This is a genomic window from Citrobacter sp. NCU1, from assembly GCF_010231475.1.
GTDB lineage: Bacteria > Pseudomonadota > Gammaproteobacteria > Enterobacterales > Enterobacteriaceae > Citrobacter_D.
In genome coordinates this window covers 1-23,902 of record NZ_NRDO01000019.1, presented here as the reverse complement: position 1 = coordinate 23,902, position 23,902 = coordinate 1, and the positions used below count along the sequence as shown (strand labels likewise).

19 protein-coding genes and 1 riboswitch are annotated in these 23,902 nt (G+C 52.9%); of the genes, 13 read left to right on the top strand and 6 right to left on the bottom strand.

Annotated features, from left to right (window positions below; translation table 11 throughout):
• The first annotated feature begins 301 nt into the window (after window positions 1-301).
• Genes CJP72_RS07650 through CJP72_RS07630 form a run of 5 tightly spaced genes read left to right on the top strand, consistent with a single transcriptional unit; the run spans window position 302 to window position 5,265 of the window.
• Window positions 302-1,381, top strand: coding sequence for a PTS fructose transporter subunit EIIC (locus CJP72_RS07650; protein WP_162380284.1), 1,080 nt, complete (start codon window positions 302-304; stop codon window positions 1,379-1,381).
• Between the two features lie 14 nt (window positions 1,382-1,395).
• A complete protein-coding gene (locus tag CJP72_RS07645) occupies window positions 1,396-1,716 on the top strand; it encodes a PTS fructose-like transporter subunit IIB (RefSeq protein ID WP_103779929.1) in 321 nt (106 codons plus the stop codon).
• Window positions 1,717-1,765: 49 nt separating this feature from the next.
• Window positions 1,766-4,063, top strand: coding sequence for a formate C-acetyltransferase (locus tag CJP72_RS07640; protein ID WP_162380283.1), 2,298 nt, complete (start codon window positions 1,766-1,768; stop codon window positions 4,061-4,063).
• Window positions 4,029-4,907 carry a [formate-C-acetyltransferase]-activating enzyme gene (locus CJP72_RS07635; RefSeq protein WP_162380282.1) on the top strand — a complete coding sequence of 293 codons (879 nt, stop codon included), beginning with the start codon at window positions 4,029-4,031 and terminating at the stop codon, window positions 4,905-4,907. Before CJP72_RS07640 ends, CJP72_RS07635 begins: the two co-directional genes overlap by 35 nt.
• Window position 4,908: 1 nt before the next feature.
• Window positions 4,909-5,265 (top strand): PTS fructose-like transporter subunit IIB, encoded by a 357-nt coding sequence (locus CJP72_RS07630; protein WP_162380281.1) that lies wholly within the window; start codon window positions 4,909-4,911, stop codon window positions 5,263-5,265.
• Here the strand turns inward: CJP72_RS07630 and CJP72_RS07625 are convergent.
• The 4 genes from CJP72_RS07625 to argE form a co-directional block, all read right to left on the bottom strand.
• On the bottom strand, window positions 5,252-6,112 hold the full coding sequence (locus tag CJP72_RS07625) for an AraC family transcriptional regulator (protein ID WP_162380280.1): 861 nt from the start codon (window positions 6,110-6,112) through the stop codon (window positions 5,252-5,254). The genes CJP72_RS07630 and CJP72_RS07625 overlap by 14 nt on opposite strands.
• A gap of 98 nt (window positions 6,113-6,210) precedes the next feature.
• Window positions 6,211-7,944, bottom strand: coding sequence for a phosphoethanolamine transferase CptA (locus CJP72_RS07620; RefSeq protein WP_162380279.1), 1,734 nt, complete (start codon window positions 7,942-7,944; stop codon window positions 6,211-6,213).
• A gap of 196 nt (window positions 7,945-8,140) precedes the next feature.
• Window positions 8,141-10,792 carry a phosphoenolpyruvate carboxylase gene (gene ppc / locus CJP72_RS07615; protein ID WP_162380278.1) on the bottom strand — a complete coding sequence of 884 codons (2,652 nt, stop codon included), beginning with the start codon at window positions 10,790-10,792 and terminating at the stop codon, window positions 8,141-8,143.
• A 345-nt stretch (window positions 10,793-11,137) separates the two neighbouring features.
• Complete coding sequence (argE, locus tag CJP72_RS07610; RefSeq protein WP_162380277.1) at window positions 11,138-12,289, bottom strand: acetylornithine deacetylase; 1,152 nt, start codon at window positions 12,287-12,289, stop codon at window positions 11,138-11,140.
• A gap of 178 nt (window positions 12,290-12,467) precedes the next feature.
• On the opposite strand from argE, the gene argC reads away from it, so the two are divergent.
• The 4 genes from argC (at window position 12,468) to oxyR (ending at window position 17,000) form a co-directional block, all read left to right on the top strand.
• Complete coding sequence (gene argC / locus CJP72_RS07605) at window positions 12,468-13,472, top strand: N-acetyl-gamma-glutamyl-phosphate reductase (protein WP_162380276.1); 1,005 nt, start codon at window positions 12,468-12,470, stop codon at window positions 13,470-13,472.
• Window positions 13,473-13,479: 7 nt separating this feature from the next.
• A complete protein-coding gene (argB, locus tag CJP72_RS07600; protein WP_162380275.1) occupies window positions 13,480-14,256 on the top strand; it encodes an acetylglutamate kinase in 777 nt (258 codons plus the stop codon).
• A 109-nt stretch (window positions 14,257-14,365) separates the two neighbouring features.
• Window positions 14,366-15,739: an argininosuccinate lyase gene (gene argH / locus CJP72_RS07595; protein ID WP_162380274.1), complete on the top strand. Its 1,374-nt coding sequence runs from the start codon at window positions 14,366-14,368 to the stop codon at window positions 15,737-15,739.
• 343 nt (window positions 15,740-16,082) lie between these two features.
• The gene (gene oxyR / locus CJP72_RS07590) at window positions 16,083-17,000 is read left to right on the top strand and encodes a DNA-binding transcriptional regulator OxyR (protein ID WP_162380273.1); all 918 of its coding nucleotides are present in this window, start codon (window positions 16,083-16,085) and stop codon (window positions 16,998-17,000) included.
• Here the strand turns inward: oxyR and sthA are convergent.
• Complete coding sequence (gene sthA / locus CJP72_RS07585; RefSeq protein WP_162380272.1) at window positions 16,983-18,383, bottom strand: Si-specific NAD(P)(+) transhydrogenase; 1,401 nt, start codon at window positions 18,381-18,383, stop codon at window positions 16,983-16,985. The two genes, oxyR and sthA, sit on opposite strands and share 18 nt — an antisense overlap.
• 198 nt (window positions 18,384-18,581) lie before the next feature.
• Between sthA and fabR the strand changes: the two genes are divergently transcribed.
• A complete protein-coding gene (fabR, locus tag CJP72_RS07580) occupies window positions 18,582-19,217 on the top strand; it encodes an HTH-type transcriptional repressor FabR (RefSeq protein WP_162380271.1) in 636 nt (211 codons plus the stop codon).
• Window positions 19,218-19,232: 15 nt separating this feature from the next.
• A complete protein-coding gene (locus CJP72_RS07575) occupies window positions 19,233-19,592 on the top strand; it encodes a YijD family membrane protein (protein ID WP_162380270.1) in 360 nt (119 codons plus the stop codon).
• Window positions 19,593-19,681: 89 nt separating this feature from the next.
• Here CJP72_RS07575 and trmA read toward each other — a convergent pair whose 3' ends face one another.
• A complete protein-coding gene (trmA, locus tag CJP72_RS07570) occupies window positions 19,682-20,782 on the bottom strand; it encodes a tRNA (uridine(54)-C5)-methyltransferase TrmA (RefSeq protein ID WP_162380269.1) in 1,101 nt (366 codons plus the stop codon).
• Window positions 20,783-20,896: 114 nt separating this feature from the next.
• A riboswitch (cobalamin riboswitch) is annotated at window positions 20,897-21,091 on the top strand.
• A 65-nt stretch (window positions 21,092-21,156) separates the two neighbouring features.
• Here trmA and btuB point away from each other — a divergent pair.
• Together btuB and murI are read left to right on the top strand one after the other, a co-directional pair.
• Window positions 21,157-23,010, top strand: coding sequence for a TonB-dependent vitamin B12 receptor BtuB (gene btuB / locus CJP72_RS07565; RefSeq protein WP_162380268.1), 1,854 nt, complete (start codon window positions 21,157-21,159; stop codon window positions 23,008-23,010).
• The gene (murI, locus tag CJP72_RS07560) at window positions 22,955-23,806 is read left to right on the top strand and encodes a glutamate racemase (RefSeq protein ID WP_162380267.1); all 852 of its coding nucleotides are present in this window, start codon (window positions 22,955-22,957) and stop codon (window positions 23,804-23,806) included. Before btuB ends, murI begins: the two co-directional genes overlap by 56 nt.
• The last annotated feature ends 96 nt before the right edge of the window (window positions 23,807-23,902 follow it).

Below are 23,902 nucleotides of genomic sequence, written 5' to 3'. Positions count from 1 at the left end.
TCTCCCATAACGGTTTTCTGTTGACAGGATAAAAGGGCAGCGCGGCGTCTCGCCATGTGACAAATCTGCCAAAAGCTGGACAAATGTAATATAAGCAGCAAAGTGCGATGTGCTTCACAGGATGACTCAGAGTGGCTATTTTTTCAGATTCTGCAAGTTATGAAGCGGATCTCATTTTTGTACTGACATTACAAAAATCCAGTAAATGGCCTTTTTATCCACTGTCTGCTCCCCTCTGGATTGCCTATTGTTTGCCACAACAACACTATGGATATGGGCTTTTGTAGCCCGGGAGCGACTTATGAAAGAGTTGGTGCAGATCCTCAAAAATACCCGTCAGCATTTGATGACTGGCGTCTCGCACATGATCCCCTTCGTGGTGGCGGGCGGTATTTTACTGGCCGTTTCCGTCATGCTGTATGGCAAAGGGGCCGTACCCGATGTTGCAACCGATCCGAATCTGAAAAAACTGTTCGATATCGGTGTGGCGGGTTTGACCCTGATGGTGCCTTTTCTGGCTGCTTATATCGGTTACTCCATCGCTGAACGTGCCGCGCTGGCGCCATGCGCCATCGGCGCCTGGGTCGGCAACAGTTTCGGTGCCGGATTCTTTGGCGCGCTGATTGCCGGGATTATTGGCGGTATCGTCGTCCACTATCTGAAGAAACTCCCGGTGCACAAAGTGCTGCGCTCGGTGATGCCCATCTTTGTTATTCCTATCGTCGGTACGTTTATTACCGCTGGCATCATGATGTGGGGGCTGGGTGAACCGGTCGGCGCGTTGACTGGCGGCCTGACGCAATGGCTGCAAGGCATGCAACAGGGAAGCATCATTTTACTCGCGGTCATCATGGGATTAATGCTGGCCTTTGATATGGGCGGGCCAATTAACAAAGTCGCTTATGCCTTTATGCTGATTTGCGTTGCGCAAGGGGTGTACACCGTGGTGGCGATTGCCGCGGTCGGTATCTGTGTTCCGCCGCTGGGGTTAGGTCTGGCGACGCTGATTGGTCGTAAAAACTTCTCTTCTGAAGAGCGTGAAGCGGGTAAAGCCGCGCTGGTGATGGGCTGCGTTGGGGTGACGGAAGGGGCCATTCCTTTTGCCGCGGCAGACCCGCTGCGTGTGATCCCGTCCATTATGCTGGGCTCGGCGTGTGGGGCTGTTACAGCGGCGCTGTTTGGCGCTCAGTGTTATGCCGGTTGGGGTGGGCTGATTGTGCTGCCCGTCGTTGAAGGCAAACTCGGTTACGTCGCGGCAGTGGCAGTTGGGGCCGTGGTGACGGCGGTCTGCGTGAATGTGCTGAAAAGTCTGGCACGTAAGAATGTGTCTCAGGTTGACGAGAAAGAAGACGACCTGGATTTAGATTTCGAAATAAATTAAGTGAGGAATAAGCCATGACAAAAATTATCGCAGTAACGGCATGTCCTTCTGGTGTGGCTCACACCTACATGGCAGCGGAAGCCCTGGAGAGCGCCGCAAAAGCGAAGGGCTGGGATGTGAAGGTTGAGACGCAAGGCTCGATTGGACTGGAAAACGAACTGACTGCCGCCGATGTGGCGGACGCCGACATGGTGATCCTGACCAAAGACATTGGCATCAAGTTTGAAGAGCGCTTTGCGGGTAAAACCATTGTGCGCGTCAACATCAGCGATGCGGTTAAACGTGCGGATGCCATCATGAACAAGATTGATGCGCATTTGTCGCAGACCGCGTAGTCCCTTTCCCGCCCGTAAGGGCGGGTTTGCTTTTCCACAGGAGTTCCTCATGACGAATCGTATCCAGCGCCTGAAAGCGGCTTTGTTTCAGCAGAATCGCGAAATTTCGCTCGAGCGCGCGCAGCTCTATACCCTTAGCCATCAGCAAACAGAGGGGCAGCATGTCATCCTGCGCCGTGCCAAAGCCACTGCGTATATCCTTGAACATGTTGAAATTTCGATTCGTGATGAAGAACTGATTGCCGGAAACCGCACCGTGAAGCCGCGCGCGGGCATTATGTCGCCGGAAATGGATCCTTACTGGCTGCTGAAAGAGCTAGATCAGTTCCCGACGCGCCCACAGGATCGGTTCGATATCAGCGAAGAGGATAAGCGACTCTACCGTGACGTGTTATTCCCGTATTGGGAAAAAAGGTCAATGAAGGACTTCATCAACGCCCAGATGACGGATGACGTGAAGGCCGCCGTCAGCACACAGATTTTTAGCATCAACCAAACGGATAAAGGGCAAGGACACATCATTATTGATTATCCTCGCCTGCTGGAGAACGGTCTGGGGGCGCTGGTGGCGCAGATGCAACAACACTGTCAGCAACAGCCGGAAAACCCTTTTTACCAGGCGGCGTTGCTGCTGCTTGAGGCGTCTCAACAGCATATTCTGCGTTATGCGGTACTGGCGGAGGAGATGGCGAAGCAGTGCCCGGATGCGCATCGTCGCGAGGAACTGCGGATGATCGCCGACAACTCTCGCCACAACGCCTGGCATAAGCCGCAAACCTTCTGGCAGGCTTGCCAGCTGTTCTGGTACATGAACATCATTTTGCAGTATGAGTCGAACGCCAGCTCACTTTCTCTGGGGCGTTTTGACCAGTATATGCTGCCATTTTACCAGGCGTCGCTCACCCAGGGCGAGTCTCCGGCGTTCTTAAAAGAGCTTCTCGAATCGCTGTGGGTAAAGTGCAATGACATTGTGCTGTTGCGTTCTACCAGCAGTGCACGCTATTTCGCCGGATTCCCGACAGGATACACCGCGCTGCTCGGCGGGCTAACGGAGAACGGGCGCAGCGCCGTCAACATGCTCTCTTTCCTCTGTCTTGATGCGTATCAGAGCGTGCAACTACCGCAACCTAACCTCGGTGTACGGACTAACGCGTTGATCGATACCCCCTTTTTGATGAAAACAGCGGAGACGATTCGCCTTGGCACCGGCATTCCGCAAATCTTTAATGACGAGGTGGTGGTTCCCGCTTTCCTGAATCGCGGCGTCTCTCTGGAAGATGCACGTGATTATGCCGTGGTGGGGTGTGTGGAACTGTCGATCCCCGGCAGAACGTATGGTCTGCACGACATTGCGATGTTCAACTTGCTGAAAGTCATGGAAATCAGTCTGTATGAGAACGAAGGCAATAATACGCTGACGTATGAAGGTCTGCTGGCGCACATACGCGCCAAAATCAGCCACTACATCACATTGATGGTTGAAGGCAGCAATATTTGCGATATCGGTCATCGCGACTGGGCGCCAGTGCCGCTGCTCTCTTCGTTTATCAGCGACTGTCTTGAAAAGGGACGTGATATTACCGATGGGGGCGCACGTTATAACTTCTCCGGCGTACAGGGGATTGGTATTGCCAACCTGAGCGACTCCCTGCATGCGCTCAATGGACTGGTCTTTGAACAACAACGCTTAAGTTTTGATGCGCTGTTGTCGGTATTGAAAGGCAATTTCGCGACGCCGGAAGGCGAAAAGGTTCGCGCCAGACTGGTTAACCGCTTCGAAAAATACGGCAACGATATTGATGATGTGGATAACATCAGCGCTGAACTGCTGCGTCATTACTGTAAAGAGGTCGAAAAATACCAGAACCCGCGTGGGGGGCAATTTACGCCGGGATCGTACACCGTTTCGGCTCACGTACCGCTGGGTTCTGTGGTTGGCGCAACGCCGGACGGCCGCTTTACCGGAGAACAACTGGCGGATGGCGGGCTGTCACCGATGCTTGGCCAGGATATGCAGGGGCCAACGGCGGTGCTGAAATCGGTCAGTAAGCTGGATAATACTCTGCTGTCGAACGGCACGCTGTTGAACGTGAAATTTACACCGGCAACACTGGAAGGTGAGGCAGGGCTGCGCAAACTGTCCGACTTCCTGCGGGCGTTTACCCAGCTCAAACTGCAACATATCCAGTTTAACGTTGTGAATGCAGAAACCTTGCGGGAAGCACAGCAACGACCGCAGGACTTCGCAGGACTGGTGGTGCGAGTGGCGGGTTACAGCGCCTTCTTTGTCGAGCTGTCGAAGGAGATCCAGGATGACATCATTCGCCGCACCGCGCATCAGCTGTGAGGTTGTTGAGCCGTACAGTGAGGATGTCGCGCGTATTTTCAACATTCAGCGCTACTCGTTGAATGACGGGCAGGGAATTCGCACGGTGGTCTTTTTTAAAGGCTGCCCACATACCTGCCCGTGGTGTGCGAACCCGGAATCCCTCTCTCCCCGAATCGAAACGGTGCGAAGAGAAAGTAAATGCCTGCGCTGCGAGCCTTGCTTACGTGATGCCGATGAGTGCCCTTCCGGCGCTTTTGAACGAATCGGTCGCGATATCACGCTGGAGGCGCTGGAGCGTGAGGTGATGAAAGATGACGTCTTCTTTCGTACCTCGGGTGGCGGCGTCACTTTATCCGGCGGCGAAGTGTTGATGCAGGCGCCTTTTGCGACACGGTTTTTGCAGCGTCTACGCCGCTGGGGCGTCTCCTGTGCAATTGAAACCGCGGGGGACGCGCCGGGCAGCCGATTGCTGCCGTTGGCAAAAGAGTGTGACGAAGTCTTGTTTGATCTCAAAATCATGGACCCCGTACTGGCGCATGACGTCTTAAAAATGAATCTGCCGCGGGTACTGGATAACCTTCGCCTGCTGGTGGAAGAGGGGGTTTCTGTGATCCCTCGGCTGCCGCTGATCCCCGGATATACGCTGGATGCAGACAACGTGCAGCGTGTGCTGACCCTATTATTATCATTAGGTATAACCCAGGTTCACCTGCTACCGTTTCATCAGTATGGCGAACCAAAGTACCGTCTGCTTGAACTGCCGTGGACGATGAAAAATATTGCCATACCGTCGGAGCAGGAAGTGGCAGCACTACGTGAAATGGCAGAATGCGCCGGATTTCAGGTCACCGTGGGAGGTTAATATGGCTGTTTCAACTGCTCGATATCTGGTTGCCGTGACCGCGTGTGTGAGTGGCGTGGCGCATACTTATATGGCCGCCGAACGTCTGGAGAAGCTCTGTCAGCAGGAAAAGTGGCATATCAAGATTGAAACCCAGGGCGCCCTCGGGACAGAAAATCGTTTAACGGAAGCGGAGATTAGCCGGGCTGACGTCGTGCTGCTGATTACCGATATCGAACTGGCGGGGATAGAACGTTTTAGTCACTGCCGTTATGTTCAGTCAGGCATTAATGCCTTTCTTCGCGAGCCGCAGCGCGTGATGAGTGCGGCGCGAAAACTGCTCACTGCACCGCAACATACCCACATCATTCTGGAGTAACGTCCTTCCCGGTGAGCTGGCTGTGGTATTGCCGACGATACTCTGACGGTGAACGATCCGTATTTTTACGAAACAGGCGGCAGAAATAGTTGCTGTCGACAAACCCGCAGGTGCGGGCCACGTCTTTGACTTTGAGATCGTAACCTTTAAGTAGCGTCTTTGCATGCTCCAGCCGTGTGTGGTTCAGGTATTCGTTAAAGCCGATGGCGCCGGTTTTTTGAAACAGGTGTGAGAGGTAGTTTGGCGAAATGTAGAAGGCCTGGGCGACCGATTCACGGGTGAGCGGCGTGGCGTAGTGTTCATCAATATAGTCGCGAATAGCGTCGAACAGCGCGTGGCTTCGTGATGCGGTTTGGATCTGACTGCCGAGCAGGTCTCGGCAATGGCTCAGCAGGCTGGCCACGATCAGTCTGGCGGTCTGCTGTTCCTGCGGCTGCATTTGCATTTCATTCAGTGTTTGCAGCAAGAAAGAGCCAATGCGGGGGCCACGGCGTGCCACATTCTGTTTAGCCAGATTTTGGTATTGCTTCCCGTCCCAGTGAACGACGCTGAAACCTAACTGCTGTTTACCAAACAGAATACTGAGCGTGGTGACGGGTGTATTCCATTGTGGGAAGTTCCAGCCGCCCGCAGGGACGTATAGAACGTCGCAGGGTGTCAGTGTGGCAGGAATCCCGGAGATCCCTGCATCGACGAACTCACCTTCCAGCACAATTTCCAGACGCGGAAAATCAACCCGGTAAGCCAGATCGGGGATCGGACCATTGGCTGTGGCGAAATAAATCTGACGTAGCGCCATTGGGCCATTTATGAGACGAGAAAGAAGGTGGCTGACGTCGTGATACATGCTGATCCCTTACCTGGCGCTGACAGGGCAACATTAACTGGCATCATAAAAAAAGGCCACTCTAAAAAGAGTGACCTTCAATCGAACGATGACGTCGGTTACTGATTTGCGACCTGATCCCCATACGGTAGGGTGTCGTAATCTAACAGCGCGTTTTTCTTGTAGGGATTGCCAATCCAGCGCGTCATTTCTTTAAACTGCGGGCTGGTGAGGGAACGCGTTGGGTCATACCCGTCGTAGGTTAATCCTGCTAAGTCAGACCAGGTGTGGATAAACTCAGAGCTGCTGTACTTACGGTTAACATCTTGTGAGAAATCACGCGGATGCGCAGCCTGCCATGTTTCCGACGTCCATAACAGGAAGGGGACGGTATACATATGGCGCGTTGGCTTTTCTTCGTTGCGCCCCTGTGTTTTATGCGGTGGCGTGTCGTACACCTCTTCGCCGTGATCGGAGAAGTAGAGCAGGAAGCCGTTCGGATCGGTGGCTTTGTAGTCTTTGATCAGACTGGCAACCACATGATCGTTGTACAGATTGGCGTTGTCGTAATCGTTATACGACTCCAGCTCGTCGTCGCTCAGCCCCGCAGGGACGTTGTCGGTCTTACCATCAAACTTGCCCTGGTTTTCCGGGTAGCGGAATTTGTACTTAATGTGCGTACCCAGCAGGTGAACGATAATGAATTTCTTCGGTGCCGGGTCTGCTAACACGTCTTTAAACGGTGTGAGTACGTTGGTGTCATACTCACGCGCACTTTGCGTGCGTTGCTGGTTCATGTAGTACTGCTCGTCGGTCTGTTTTGAGAACACGGTCAGCATGGTGTTACGAGCGGTCATCGTCTGTTGGTTGGTGATCCAGAAGGTCTTATAGCCCGCCTGTTTCATCATGTTCATCAGTGACGGCTTCGACAGATACAGATCCGGCTCCATTTCATTGGCGAAGGTCAGCGCCTGCTGCAAGATCTCAATCGTGTATGGCCGTGATGTCACTACGTTATTGAAGACGGTCAACTTAGGGTCTGCGTCGCGCAGGGCATCCAGTTCCGGCGTGGTTTCACGCGGATAGCCGTACAAACTCATGCGCCCACGTTGGGTGGATTCGCCAATCACCAGGACAAGTGTGCGCGGAGCATCGCCGGAATTGTCTTTAAAGTTTGCCAGCGGCGGTAGCGCGTGGTTCTGGTTCAACAGATTGTTTAGCGAGGTCAACTGGCGCTGATACTCAACATAGCCAATAACAAATTGCCACGGGGCAGCAGGCTCCATGCGTGTGTAGAGGATGTTTAACGTTTTTTCATACGGTGCGCCTTTTACTGCTGACTTGACCACGAACGGGTTCAGAAAAAGGCCGTACAGCAGGGCAAATGAGACGTACCAACGCCAGCGCCCTGGAATATAAATGGGGCGAAGACGTGTCCATAGCAGCACCGCTACGGCAGTGTATGCCAATGCAATGACAATGATTTTTAGACTGAAATACTGACTCAGATACTCGCTGGCTTCGTTGGCATTGGTTTCAAACATCACAAACAGGACGCTTTGCGAAAACTCCTGCCCGTAAATGGTGTAATAGCAGAGTGTTGCCAGTGATGTTGCCCACAGTACGATACCCACCACTGCGGCAATAACACGCGTTCGGCTGGGAAACAGCAAAATCGGGATCAACCAGAGCGAGCTGTAAAGCAACGAGTCACGCAGCCCATTTGTGCCGCTAAACTCCGTAAAACAGATAATAAATTGCAGTAACGATGAGAAAAAACAGAAATAGAGGAGTGCCCAGCCCAGAGCTTTCCAACTGAATGCTGGCGTAGGCTGGATATTTAAGGATTGCATATAGTGAGCCTGTCTTTAATAGTGGCGCCAAACGTAGCACCTAAACCTTAAGGAAATCTGAACCATCAAGATGAATAATAAATACTCACACAGTGAATGAAATGCAGACAAAAATAGGTTGGATCAGCAGACACTATAACAGCAGTTTTTAGCGTCCGCCCCGGACAATGTCACAGGGCGGGTTACAGAAGGGAAATTAACCGGTATTGCGCATGCCGGCTGCCACGCCAGCGATGGTGACCATCAGCGCTTGTTCAACGCGCGGATCAGGTTCATTACCCAGTTCTTCCGCCAGGCGCGAGCGGTGTAACAACTCTGCCTGCAGGACGTTCAGCGGGTCAGTGTAGACGTTTCTTAACTGGATAGACTCGGCAATCCACGGCAAATCCGCCATCAAGTGGGCGTCGTTGGCGATCGCCAGCACCACCTTGATGTCCTCTTCCTGCAGATGGCGCAATTCTGCACCCAGCGGCCACAGCTCTTTTTTAACCAGACGCTGGTCGTAATATTCTGCCAGCCACAGGTCTGCTTTTGAGAACACCATTTCCAGCATTGCAAGTCGCGTGGAGAAGAACGGCCAGTCACGACACATGGTTTCCAGTTCGCTCTGCTTGCCATCTTCGACCACTTTTTGCAGCGCGGTGCCTGCACCTAACCAGGCCGGAAGCATCAGACGGTTTTGCGTCCAGGCAAAGATCCACGGAATGGCGCGCAGTGATTCAACGCCACCGGTGGGTCGACGTTTTGCCGGGCGCGAGCCAAGCGGCAACTTAGCCAGTTCCTGTTCTGGCGTTGCGGAGCGGAAATACGGCACAAAGTCTTTATTTTCACGTACGTACCCGCGATACAGATCGCAAGAGGTGACGGACAGCTCATCCATAATATGGCGCCAGTCTTCTTTCGGTTCCGGCGGCGGCAATAGGTTAGCCTCCAGAATCGCGCTGGTGTACAAAGACAAACTGCTGATGGTCACTTCCGGCAAACCGTATTTGAAGCGGATCATCTCACCTTGCTCGGTGACGCGCAGTCCACCTTTCAGACTGCCTGGCGGTTGGGAGAGGAGCGCGGCATGAGCCGGGGCGCCGCCGCGACCGATGGAGCCGCCACGCCCATGGAACAGCGTCAGTTCAATACCCGCTTTTTCACAGGTTTTGATCAGCGCGTCCTGCGCCTGATACTGCGCCCAGGACGCGGCCATCACACCGGCATCCTTCGCGGAGTCAGAGTAGCCAATCATGACCATCTGCTTGCCCTGGATAAACCCGCGATACCAGTCGATATTCAACAGTTGCGTCATCACGCTATCGGCATTGTTCAGGTCATCCAGCGTTTCGAACAGTGGCGCGACAGGCATGGCAAAGCCAATGCCGGCTTCTTTCAACAGCAGATGAACGGCCAGTACGTCAGACGGTGTTTTTGCCATCGATATGACGTAAGCGGCAATGGAACCGAGCGGCGCTTCAGCGATGACCTGGCAGGTATCCAGCACTTCGCGGGTTTCATTGCTCGGCTCCCAGTTACGCGGCAGCAGCGGACGTTTGGAGTTAAGTTCGCGGATCAGGAAAGCCTGCTTGTCGGCCTCAGACCAGTTCTCATAGTCGCCAAGCCCCAGGTAACGGGTCAGCTCGCCCAGCGCTTCAGAATGGCGGGTGCTCTCCTGACGGATATCAATGCGAACCAGCGGTACGCCAAAGCATTTCACGCGGCGAAGGGTATCGAGCAGTTCACCGTTGGCGATGATGCCCATGCCACATGCCTGAAGTGACTGATAACAGGCGTACAGCGGTTCCCATAGTTGTTCGTTTTGCGTTAGTAAGCCCGCAGGTTTTGGCTGTTTCTCTCCTTTCAGGCGAGCTTCCAGCCAGGCCTGGGTCGCCATCAGGCGCGAACGCAGATTTTTCATCAAATAGCGGTAAGGTTCTGACGCGCCTTCTTCGCCCACCAGAGCCAGGAGCTCAGGTGTTGCATCGACCATGGAAAGTTCGGAAATTAAAAATTGAATATCTTTCAGGAAAAGGTCAGTGGCTTTCCAGCGGCTTAACAGCATCACATGGCGGGTAATGTCTGCCGTTACGTTTGGGTTGCCGTCACGGTCACCGCCCATCCACGAGGTGAAACGGACAGGAACGAAATCAACCGGCAGTGTGTAACCCAGATTCTCTTCGAGCTGTTCGTTCAGCTCACGCAGGTAGTTCGGTACGCCCTGCCACAGACTATTTTCTACCACGGCAAAGCCCCATTTAGCTTCATCCACCGGGCTGGGGCGTAACTTGCGGATCTCATCAGTATGCCACGACTGGGCGATCAACTGACGCAAACGGCGCATCAGTTGATGACGTTCGTAATCGACGATGTCTTTGTTATCAAGCTGCTTCAGGCAGGCGTTGACTTCGCCCATTTTATGAATCAGCGTGCGGCGAGTGATCTCTGTCGGGTGTGCAGTGAGCACCAGTTCCAGGGACAAGGACTCCACCGCTTTTTTGATGGTGGCGTCATCGAGATTGGGTTGGTTTTTCAGTTTACGCAGGGTGCGGGCAATCACTTCCGGGTTGCTGGCAGCTTCGCCATGCGGCGAAATACTGTGGTATTGCTCAGCGGTATTGGCCAGATTCAGAAACTGACTGAACGCACGGGCAACCGGTAAAAGCTCGTCGTTGGACAGATTCTGTAGCGTGGTAAGCAACGCCTGGCGGTCGGCTTCATTGCCAGCACGAGAAGATTTCGACAGCTTACGGATTGTTTCTACGCGATCAAGAATGCTCTCTCCCAACGCATCTTTGATGGTTTCTCCCAGCACTTTGCCGAGCATACTGACATTACTACGCAACGCGGAATATTGTTCGTTCATATGACCCCAGACACCCCATCTTTAATTTGATTGCCCTGTATCTTTCACGCCGCAGCGGTACTGGCTGCGCTCAACCCTCTGGGTCACTGGCTTATGTCAGTTCCCTGAGATGTGCTGGTACGCGGCCTTGCTGCAATATGGAATTTTTTTGGACATTGTTCTTCGTCGTCTTTTATAAAGCCACGTAAAAGACGTGACGTCAATTGCGGCGAAATCGGTTCAGCAAACGAAAAAATGGCGGCAATTTACGTTATTTAATTCAGCAAGGAGCAGATAAGCATTGCTAATGAAAATGTAAAAAAATCGCCTCGCTTATTCCATTCAGATGGGCGAGGCGAGGGATTGTTAATGCCAGCAGAAGTGATGTACCACTTGAGTTATCAATTCACGGGTTGGCTTAATGAAGCGTGTTTCCAGATACTCATCCGGCTGGTGAGCCTGGTTAATGGAACCCGGTCCGAGCACCAGCGTTGGGCATAGTGTCTGAATAAACGGCGCTTCAGTGCAGTAGTTCACCACGTCCGTTTGCGTCCCCAGTAATTTCTCGACCACCTCGACCAGTTGATGATTGGGCGGACACTCATAGCCTGGGATTGGCGGGTGCAATTCTGATACTGTCAGGCGACCCGGCCAGCGTTCACTCACCGGTGCCAGAGCATCATTGAGCAGGCCGTTAAGATCATTCAGCGTCATGCCCGGCAGTGGGCGGATATCCATATGCAATTCACAGCATGCGCAGATGCGGTTTGCCGCATCGCCGCCATGAATATGACCCAGATTTAGTGTCGGATACGGGACGGTAAACGCGTCATAGTGATAACGTTCTTTCAGATCGTCACGCAGTTGCATGATGCGGCCAATCGCGTCATGCATCAGTTCAATTGCGTTCACGCCACGTTCCGGATCGCTGGAGTGCCCCGACTGACCCAGAATACGTATCGCGTTTGAAATATGGCCTTTGTGGGCGCGTACCGGTTGCAGCGATGTTGGTTCGCCAATAATCGCGCAGTCCGGGCGCAGAGAGGAAGTCTCTGCGAAATAGCGTGCGCCCGCCATGCTGGTTTCTTCATCGGCGGTCGCCAGGATGTAGAGCGGTTTCTTCAGCGTTTTCACCTCTACGTCGCGTAGAGCGTCGAGAATAAACGCGAAGAAACCTTTCATGTCAGCCGTGCCCAGGCCGTAGAGCTTATTGTCGTGTTCGGTCAGCGTGAAAGGGTCGCGCGTCCAGCGTCCATCATCAAACGGGACTGTGTCGGTATGCCCTGCCAGCAACAGGCCACCGGCACCTTGTCCGATGCTTGCCAGCATATTGAATTTATGACGGGTTCCGGGGACGGGCTGAACGTCAACCCGAAAGCCCAAATCCTTAAACCATTCAGCCAGCAGAGTGATTAAAGACGCATTGCTTTGATCCAGCGCTTCTTCGGTTGCGCTAATCGATGGTGTGGCAATCAGAGCGCGGTAAATCTCGATAAATGGCGGTAAATCTTTTTTCATTGTTGACACACCTTAGGTCATGATAGTATCAATATTCATGCAGTATTTGTGAATAAAAATACAATAACGTTAAGCGTAATAAAACCCACCAAGTGTAAGGTGAGGTGATAAACCTTAACCCGGTGAGGAAGATTCCCGTCTTCCCGATCACATAGACGTAAGAAGGTGAACAGCCCCGATGTTGAATACGCTGATTGTGGGTGCCAGTGGTTATGCTGGCGCAGAGCTTGTGACCTATGTAAATCGCCATCCTGATATGACCATAACCGCTTTGACCGTCTCAGCGCAAAGCAATGATGCAGGAAAATTAATCTCCGATTTACATCCGCAGTTAAAGGGCATTGTCGACCTGCCGTTGCAACCGATGTCTGATATTAGCGAGTTTAGCGCAGGGGTGGATGTGGTATTCCTCGCCACTGCCCATGAGGTGAGCCACGATCTGGCTCCGCAGTTTCTGGCGGCAGGCTGTGTGGTGTTCGACCTCTCCGGCGCGTTCCGTGTTAATGATGGCGCCTTCTACGAAACATATTATGGTTTTACGCATCAGCACCCTGAACTGCTGGAGCAGGCGGTGTACGGTCTGGCTGAGTGGAACGCCGATAAACTGAAAGAGGCAAACCTGATTGCCGTACCGGGGTGCTATCCCACGGCAGCACAGTTGTCGTTGAAACCGCTGATTGATGCCAATCTGCTGGAGCTCTCTCAGTGGCCGGTGATTAACGCCACCAGCGGCGTGAGTGGTGCCGGGCGCAAGGCCGCAATCTCGAACAGCTTCTGCGAAGTGAGCCTGCAACCGTACGGTGTGTTTACTCATCGCCATCAGCCGGAAATCGCAACGCATCTGGGGACTGAGGTGATCTTCACGCCGCATCTGGGGAACTTCCCTCGGGGTATCCTGGAAACCATTACCTGCCGCCTGAAACCAGGTGTCACGCAGGCTCAGGTCGGGCAGGTATTGCAGCAGGCGTATGGCGATAAACCGCTGGTGCGCCTGTATGACAAAGGCGTTCCGGCGTTGAAGAACGTTGTGGGATTACCGTTCTGCGATATCGGATTTGCAGTACAGGGCGAGCACCTGATTGTTGTGGCAACCGAAGACAACTTATTGAAAGGCGCAGCGGCGCAGGCCATGCAGTGCGCTAACATCCGTTTTGGCTTCGCCGAAACACAGTCTCTTATTTAAGGGTGCAATGATGAATCCATTGATTATCAAGCTGGGCGGCGTATTGCTGGATAGTGGAGAGGCGCTGGAGCGTCTGTTTACCGCGCTGGTGAACTATCGTGAGTCGCATCAGCGTCCGCTGGTCATTGTGCATGGCGGCGGCTGTGTGGTGGATGAGCTGATGAAAGGGCTCAACCTGCCGGTCAAAAAGAAAAACGGCCTGCGTGTGACGCCTGCTGATCAGATCGACATTATTACCGGCGCGCTGGCGGGGACAGCAAACAAAACCCTGCTGGCATGGGCGAAGAAGCATCATATTGCCTCTGTGGGTCTTTATCTTGGCGATGGTGACAGCGTAAAAGTGACTCAACTCGACGAAGCGTTAGGCCATGTTGGACTGGCGCAGCCGGGTTCGCCTAAGCTGATTAACACTTTGCTGGAAAGTGGTTTTCTGCCGGTGGTTAGCTCAATCGGCGTAACCGAAGAAGGCGAGTTGATGAACGTCAACGCCGATCAGGCGGCGACAGCGCTGGCGGCAACGCTCGGCGCAGATCTCATTCTGCTCTCTGATGTGAGCGGAATTCTTGACGGGAAAGGCCAGCGTATTGCGGAGATGGCCGCCGACAAAGCGGAACAACTGATTGAACAGGGCATCATTACGGATGGCATGATTGTGAAGGTGAATGCGGCTCTGGATGCGGCGCGTACGCTGGGGCGTCCGGTGGATATCGCCTCCTGGCGCCACGCGGAGCAACTTCCGGCGCTGTTTAATGGTACGCCGATCGGTACGCGTATTCTGGCGTAAGGTATTTATGTGCCCGATGGCGGTTGTGCCTTATCGGGCCAATGTTGTCTTTGTAGGCCCGGTAAGCGTGCGCCGCCGGGCAAAAAAATCATTGTTAAGGAAACATGTTATGGCACTTTGGGGTGGGCGTTTTACACAGGCTGCGGATCAACGGTTCAAACAGTTCAATGACTCTTTGCGCTTCGACTATCGCCTGGCGGAGCAGGATATCGTCGGCTCTGTGGCCTGGTCCAAAGCGCTGGTGACCGTTGGCGTGTTGACCGCAGATGAACAGCGACAACTGGAAGAAGCACTGAACAATCTGCTGGAAGAGGTGCGTCTGGACCCGCAGCAGATCCTGAAAAGTGATGCCGAAGATATTCATAGCTGGGTAGAAGGCAAGCTTATCGACAAGGTCGGTCAGTTAGGTAAAAAGCTGCACACCGGGCGTAGCCGCAACGATCAGGTCGCGACCGATCTGAAGCTGTGGTGCAAAGATACCGTCACAGAGCTGCTGGGCGCTAACCGTCAACTGCAAAGCGCGCTGGTGGAAACTGCGCAAAATAACCAGGATGCAGTGATGCCGGGTTATACCCATCTTCAACGTGCGCAGCCCGTTACGTTCGCCCACTGGTGTCTGGCTTACGTTGAAATGCTGGCCCGCGATGAGAGTCGCCTGCAGGATGCGCTCAAGCGTCTGGACGTCAGCCCGTTAGGGTGCGGCGCGTTGGCGGGTACGGCTTACGAGATTGACCGTGAACAACTGGCCGGTTGGCTGGGGTTCGCATCGGCTACCCGTAATAGTCTGGACAGCGTTTCCGATCGTGACCATGTCCTTGAACTGCTGTCCGACGCGTCTATTGGGATGGTTCACCTGTCGCGTTTCGCAGAAGATCTGATTTTCTTTAATACCGGCGAAGCGGGCTTTGTAGAGCTTTCCGATCGTGTGACTTCCGGTTCTTCTCTGATGCCGCAGAAGAAAAACCCGGATGCACTGGAGCTGATCCGCGGGAAATGCGGTCGTGTGCAGGGCGCGCTGACCGGCATGATGATGACGTTGAAAGGTCTGCCGCTGGCGTATAACAAAGATATGCAGGAAGACAAAGAGGGGCTGTTCGACGCGCTCGATACCTGGCTGGATTGTCTGCATATGGCGGCGCTGGTGCTGGATGGCATTCAGGTGAAACGTCCTCGTTGCCAGGAAGCGGCGCAGCAGGGCTATGCCAACGCGACGGAACTGGCGGATTATCTGGTCGCCAAAGGCGTACCGTTCCGTGAAGCGCATCATATTGTCGGCGAAACGGTGGTCGAAGCGATTCGTCAGGGTAAGCCGCTGGAAGCGTTGTCGCTGAAGGATTTGCAGAAGTTCAGTGCGGTGATTGGCGAGGATGTGTATCCCATCCTGTCGCTGCAATCCTGTCTGGATAAACGGGCGGCAAAAGGCGGTGTTTCGCCGCAGCAGGTTGCTCAGGCGATTGACTATGCGAAAGCGCGCCTGGCATAGGTCTGGTACGCGTAGCGCCATCGGGCAGATTGATGCAGCATGCCGGATGGCAGCTTTGCTTGATCTGGTCTGGTGATTGTTGCCTGTAGGGAAATTCGAGCCTGGCGTTCGCCGGGCTTTTTTATGCAAAAAAAAAGCGGACCACAGGGTCCGCAAAAGTTCACGTTGGCTTTCGTTATGTCGAGTATGAGAGAAACTCTCTGAACGGGCAGTGGCTTCAAGGGGTTAAAGAGGTACCGCTCCGTTTCTGTGATGTATTATTAGTCAGAAAGCTTGATAGGGATAATCGTTCGTTGCTATGCTACCTATCGCCATGGACTATCGTGGCGATGGAGGATGAATAATGAATATTCGTGATCTTGAATACCTGGTGGCATTAGCCGAGCATCGTCACTTCCGGCGGGCGGCGGACTCTTGTCACGTTAGCCAGCCCACGCTTAGCGGGCAGATCCGCAAGCTGGAAGATGAGCTGGGCGTGATGCTACTGGAGCGTACGAGTCGTAAAGTTCTGTTCACTCAGGCAGGTTTGCTGCTGGTGGATCAGGCACGTACCGTGCTGCGTGAGGTCAAAGTGCTCAAGGAGATGGCAAGCCAGCAAGGCGAGACAATGTCTGGGCCGCTACATATTGGTTTGATCCCAACGGTCGGCCCTTATTTGCTGCCGCATATTATTCCCATGCTGCATCAGACCTTCCCGAAGTTAGAAATGTATTTGCATGAGGCGCAGACACATCAATTGTTAGCGCAACTGGATAGCGGCAAGCTCGACTGCGTTATTCTGGCGCTGGTGAAGGAGAGCGAGGCGTTTATCGAAGTTCCGCTGTTTGATGAACCGATGATGCTGGCGATCTATGAAGATCACCCGTGGGCGAACCGCGATCGCGTGCCGATGTCCGACCTGGCGGGTGAAAAGCTGCTGATGCTGGAAGATGGCCACTGTTTGCGCGACCAGGCGATGGGATTCTGTTTTGAAGCCGGCGCGGATGAAGATACCCATTTCCGGGCGACCAGTCTGGAAACATTGCGCAATATGGTGGCGGCAGGAAGCGGGATTACCCTGTTGCCTGCGCTGGCGGTTCCGCCGGAGCGTAAGCGTGATGGCGTGGTATATCTGCCCTGTATTAAGCCTGAGCCACGCCGTACGGTTGGGTTGGTTTATCGTCCAGGATCACCGCTGCGCAGTCGTTATGAGCAGCTGGCGGAGGCCATCCGTGGTTCGATGGATGGCCATTTTGATAATGCGTTAAAACAGGCGGTTTAAGCCATTTAACGCTGCTACCCGATAGGCTTCCGCCATGGTCGGGTAGTTAAAGGTGGTGTTAACGAAGTACTCGATCGTGTTACCGCCACCTTTTTGTTCCATGATCGCCTGGCCAATGTGAATAATTTCTGCCGCACGCTCACCAAAGCAATGGATCCCCAGAATTTCTTTGGTTTCACGATGGAACAGGATTTTCAGCGTTCCGACATTCATCCCAACGATTTGTGCCCGCGCCAGATGTTTGAACTGAGCACGTCCGACTTCATACGGCACTTTCATCGCTGTCAGCTGCTGTTCGGTTTTACCGACAGAACTGATTTCCGGAATGGTGTAAATCCCGGTGGGGATATCTTCGATGAGGTGAGCGGTAGCTTCACCTTTGACCAGCGCGTGCGCTGCAATACGGCCCTGATCGTAAGCGGCGGATGCAAGGCTCGGGTAGCCAATCACATCGCCCACAGCATACACGTGCGGTAAAGCCGTTTGGTACATGCTGTTGACTTTCAACTGACCGCGGCTGTCCGTTTCCAGACCAATATTTTCCAGCGCCAGTGAATCCGTGTTACCGGTGCGCCCGTTTGCGTACAACAGGCAATCCGCTTTTAGTTTTTTGCCGGATTTCAGGTGCATGATCACGCCATCGTCACACCCTTCGATTTTCTCGTATTCTTCATTGTGGCGAATAACGACACCGCTATTCCAGAAGTGGTAAGAGAGGGAGTCGGACATCTCCTGATCGAGGAATGCCAGCAGACGATCGCGGGTGTTGATCAGGTCGACTTTGACATCCATTCCCCGGAATATCGATGCATATTCACAGCCAATAACCCCTGCGCCATAGATCAGCACGTGGCGCGGTTCATGTTGCAGGCTGAGAATGGAATCGCTGTCATACACTCGGGGATGCGAGAAGTCGACATCACCAGGATGATACGGACGAGAACCGCAGGCGATGACAAATTTCTCGGCCGTCAACGTTTCTACCGTACCGTCATGGCATTCCAGTGCAAGCGTGTGTTCGTCAACAAAACGGGCGTTACCTTGCAGAATTTCGCAGTGATTACGCTCATAAAAACCCTGCCGCATGCGAGTTTGCTGATTTATTACGTTATCGGCATGGTTGAGAATATCGGCAAAGGAAGAACGAAGCAGTCGGGAATGGTCGCTGTAAAGAGGGTTCTGATTGAATTCGATGATACGGCTGACGGCGTGACGGAGCGCTTTAGACGGGATGGTGCCCCAGTGAGTACAACCGCCGCCAACGTTATGATAACGCTCGATAACGGCGACGCGCGCGCCAAGCTTAACCAGACCCATTGCAGCGCCTTCGCCGCCGGGGCCTGAACCTATTACTATTGCATCGTAATCGTAGGAATGTGGCATGGTAAGGCTTACCTGTTCTTATACATAAAAGCAACAGGATAGTAACATTATTGCTGGGATAACCCAATTATCGTTGTGCTTTTTTGCGAAGTCGAAGCACAAACTGCGCGTAAACAATCATTCACAATCCGGTGTAAACCCGTTACTTTTAATCTCTGGTATAGTGCCAGACAAGGCATACGGAAGGATTCAGACATCGTGATGGGCGTTAGAGCGCAACAAAAAGAAAAAACCCGGCGTTCGCTGGTAGAAGCTGCATTCAGTCAACTGAGTGCTGAGCGAAGTTTCGCCAGTCTGAGCCTGCGCGAAGTTGCGCGGGAAGCGGGCATTGCGCCAACCTCGTTTTACCGCCATTTCCGTGATGTGGATGAGCTTGGTCTGACGATGGTAGATGAAAGCGGTTTAATGCTACGTCAGTTGATGCGTCAGGCGCGTCAGCGTATTGCCAAAGGCGGTAGTGTGATCCGCACCTCGGTCTCCACATTTATGGAATTCATCGGCAACAATCCAAACGCCTTCCGTTTATTATTGCGTGAACGTTCGGGTACCTCTGCCGCGTTTCGTGCGGCCGTTGCGCGTGAAATTCAACATTTCATTGCGGAACTTGCGGACTATCTTGAACTCGAAAACCATATGCCGCGTGCGTTCACTGAAGCTCAGGCCGAAGCCATGGTGACGATTGTGTTCAGTGCGGGCGCGGAGGCATTGGATGTTGGCGCAGAACAGCGTCGGCAATTAGAAGAGCGACTGGTATTGCAACTGCGCATGATTGCGAAAGGGGCATATTACTGGTATCGCCGTGAACAAGAGAAAATGTCACATCACTCCGAGTAACGTGAAGGATGAGCAATGAAACAGTCAGGTCAAGATAAAGGTACGCTATTGCTGGCGCTGGTCGCTGGCTTGTCGATCAATGGTACATTTGCGGCGTTGTTTAGCTCCATTGTGCCATTTTCGGTCTTCCCGTTAATTGCGCTGGTACTGGCGGTGTATTGCCTGCATCAACGCTATCAAAATCGCACGATGCCTGTGGGGCTGCCTGGCCTCGCCGCCGCCTGTTTTATTCTGGGTGTGTTGCTTTACAGTACCGTGGTACGTGCGGAATATCCGGATATCGGCTCCAACTTCTTCCCGGCGGTACTGTCGGTGGCCCTGGTGTTCTGGATTGGCTTTAAGGTCCGCAATCGTAAGCAAGAATTGCCAGAGTAATGCAGTAGGCCGGATAAGGCATTGATGCTGCCATCCGGCAACATTGCCTGATGGCGCTACGCTTATCGGGCCTACAACGGCAACCTGTTTTACTTCGCTGTCAGCAGTACTCCGCACTCCATATGGTGCGTATACGGGAACTGATCGAACAACGCCAGGCGCGACACATTGTGCGTCTGGCTTAATGTTTCCAGGTTCTTGCAAAGCGTCTCTGGGTTACAGGAGATGTAGAGGATACGCGGATACGCCTGCACCATTTTTTCGGTTTCACTGTCCAGGCCGCTGCGTGGTGGATCGACAAAAATGGTTTCGCACTGATAACTCTTCAGGTCAATGCCCTGCAGACGGTTAAATTCGCGCTCGCCGTTCATCGCCTGGGTAAACTCTTCCGCAGCCATACGAATAATTTGTACGTTATCAATGTGATTCGCGGCAATATTGTACTGCGCTGCCGCCACTGACGGTTTGGCGATTTCCGTCGCCAGTACACGGTCAAAATTGCGCGCCAGCGCTAACGAAAAGTTCCCATTACCGCAGTACAGCTCAAGCAGGTCGCCGGTCGATCCTTTGGTTGCATCCAGCGCCCATTCCAGCATTTGAATGTTCATCGCTGCGTTAGGTTGGGTAAAGCTATTCTCTACCTGGCGGTAGATCATCTCTTTCCCGGCAACCGGCAGACGTTCGTCAATGAAATCCTGGTCCAGCTCAATTTTGGTTTTCGTCGCCCGGCCAATCAGATGCACATTCAGATTTTTTGCGCGTAACGCATCCCGTAGGGCTTCGGCGTCTTTACGCCAGGCATCATCCAGTTTTTTATGGTACAGCAGCGTTACCACCGCCTGATTGCTCATCGTTGTGAGGTAATCAATCTGGAACAGCTTGTGGCGTAGAGTGTGATTGTCACGAACGCCGTCAATCATGGCGGTCATCAGTTGGTTGATCAACTCGCTGGCGGCGGGAAAGCTGTCGACGCGAATGCGGTTTTTGGTCTGCTGATCAAACATGATGTGGTACAGGTCATCACCCTCGTGCCATAAACGAAATTCGGCGCGCATGCGGTAGTGACTGACCGGCGAGCGAAACACTTCCGGCGTCAGGTCAGAAAACGGCGCCATCATACTCTGCAAACGGACGACTTTCTCGGCAAGCTGCGCGTCATACTGTTCTGTCGGAAGGTGTTCGGGGGTCATGATGCATCCTGAATAATAAAAGTACGCGGGGATTGTAGGGATTGCTCATCAGATGTCCAGTCATTGATGATTACGGATTTGTGATATCTAGCCTGGACAATGGGTTATAGCAGAATGTAGCATCCGTGCTCCGGTCCTGTGAGTTAAAAGGGAACCCAGTGTAAATCTGGGGCTGACGCGCAGCGGTAAGGAAAGATGGGATGAGTGCGTAAGCAGACACTGCCGGAAGGTGGGAAGTCTTCATCTCTTTTTATCTGATACATGGATAATCTTCCAAGCCCGAAGACCTGCCGGCTAACGTCGCATCTGGTTTTCATCATCGCGTACTATCGATGGGGCCTGCGGCATCCTTATGATATTGTGGATGCTTTACAATGATTAAAAAAACCTCGCTGCTGACGGCGCTCTCCGTCACGGCATTTTCTGGGTGGGCGCAAGATGTTAACCCAGACACCATGGTCGTTACTGCAAACCGTTTTCAACAACCAGTGAATACCGTGCTCGCACCAACCGATATCGTCACCCGTGAAGATATCGAACGTTGGCAATCCAAAAATGTTCTGGATGTGATGCGTCGCTTGCCTGGTGTTGATGTGGCGCAAAATGGCGGCCTGGGTCAGGGATCTTCTCTGTATGTTCGAGGGACTGAATCCAGACACGTTCTGGTGCTGGTAGATGGGATACCTGTCGCCCGTCCCGGCATATCAAACAATTCCGATATCGATCAAATCCCTGTTTCGCTGGTGCAGCGTATTGAATATATCCGGGGGCCGCGCTCAGCAATTTATGGTTCTGGCGCTATCGGTGGTGTGGTTAATATCATCACCATGACGGGCGAAGAGCATTCGCAGATCAATGCTGGAATGGGGACAGATGGTTACCAGCAATATGATGGTACCTGGCGTCAGCGTTTTGACGATACGGTGGTGACTGTGGCCGGGGCGTATCAGACAACAAAAGGTTTTAACGTCCAGCCAAACTCTGGTTATAGCGGCGATCACGATCGTGATGGCTACCGCAACAAACTCTTCTGGGGGGGAGTCGAGCATAAGTTTAACGACAATGTTAATGGCTACTTCCGTGGATATGGCTATGCCAGCAATGCGGATTATGACCAGGGCAACTGGGGCTATGATGGCGGTAATGACGAGCATCAAAACTACACTCAGTCGTGGGATACCGGGTTGCGCTTCAATTCGGGCATCTACTCTTCGCAATTGGTCGCTAATTATCAGCGTATTAAAGATTACAATTACAGCAGCTTGAATGGCCGCTATGCTCCGGGCTACACCCTGGATGATATGGAACAACGTTACGTTCAGTGGGGAAACAATGTTGTTGTCGGAGATGGAGCGGTAAGTGCTGGAGTGGACTGGAAGCAAGAAAAACTGAACGCTTCCGGCCAGGATATGCAGATGATGTTCACGACCGATACGTATAAGCGCGATACGACGGGCCTTTACTTGACTGGGCAGCAACAGATTGACAGTGTGACTCTTGAAGCCTCCGGGCGTGAAGATCATGACGAGCAGTTTGGCTGGCATGGTACCTGGCAAACCGCTGCAGGTTGGCAATTCGTTGATGATTACAAAGTGACGCTCTCTTATGGTACTGGCTTCCTTGCTCCTTCTCTTGGTCAACAATTTGGCGCCGAGCGTTTTGGTATTTCCTCAAACCCTAATCTGAAACCTGAAGAATCTAAGCAATGGGAAGCGGGTCTGGAAGGGCTAACGGGACCGGTTGACTGGCGCTTGTCGACCTACCGTTACAAAATTCAGAATCTGATCGATTACAACAACAATACCTACTTCAACGTGAAATCTGCGACGATAAAAGGTCTGGAGTGGACGGGTAACGTAACGACCGGACCTGTTGAACATCGGTTAACTCTGCAATATGTTGACCCACGTGATGATGAGACCGACAAACAACTCTATCGCCGTGCGAAACAACAGGTGAAGTATGAATTGAGTGGACAGCTCTATGAGCTGGGCTGGGATGTAACTTATCAATACATTGGCGAACGTTACGATTACGACTATGACAACTCACGCACGATAAAAATGGGCGGAATGAGTTTGTGGGATATCGGACTTTCATATCCACTCACCTCACAACTGACAGTTCGTGGTAAAATAGCCAACCTGTTCGACAAAGATTACGAGACGGTTTATGGCTACCAAACTGCAGGACGGGAATACACCTTGTCTGGCAGCTACACCTTCTGATCCACGTCCCACCGTGCTGGTGTTTGATTCAGGCGTCGGTGGGCTGTCAGTTTATGATGAGATTCGGCATCTCCTGCCGGATCTCCACTATATATATGCATTCGATAATGTCGCCTTTCCTTATGGGGAGAAAAGCGAAGAGTTTATCGTTGAGCGCGTTGTTGAAATTGTTACTGCAGTTCAGCAACGTTACCCTCTCGCGCTGGCCGTTATTGCCTGCAACACGGCCAGTACGGTTTCACTGCCTGCATTACGTGAAAAGTTTGCTTTCCCGGTTGTGGGGGTCGTTCCTGCCATTAAACCGGCGGCGAGGCTGACGGCGAATGGCGTGGTGGGGCTACTGGCGACGCGAGGGACAGTTAAACGTCCTTATACCCATGAGCTGATTGCGCGCTTTGCTAATGAATGTCAGATCTCCATGTTGGGTTCTGCAGAGTTGGTAGAGCTGGCTGAAGCCAAGTTGCACGGCAACCCTGTTCCTCTGGAAGAATTGCGACGCATTCTGCGTCCCTGGCTGCGCATGCAAGAGCCGCCTGATACGGTGGTATTAGGATGCACGCACTTCCCTCTATTACAGGAAGAATTATTACAGGTGCTTCCTCAAGGGACGCGACTGGTCGATTCCGGTGCAGCAATTGCGCGTCGTACTGCCTGGCTGTTAGAACATGAAGCCCCAGATGCAAAATCAACGGACGCGAACATTGCGTTTTGCATGGCAGCCACCCCGGAGACTGAACAGTTATTACCCGTTTTACAGCGCTACGGCTTCAAAACGCTCGAAAAACTGGCTGTTTAAATGTGTTTTGCTCAAAAAGAGAACGCTTGGAAAATTATTTCAAATTTCCGCTTGTCAGCCGGAAATAACTCCCTATAATGCGCCTCCACTGACACG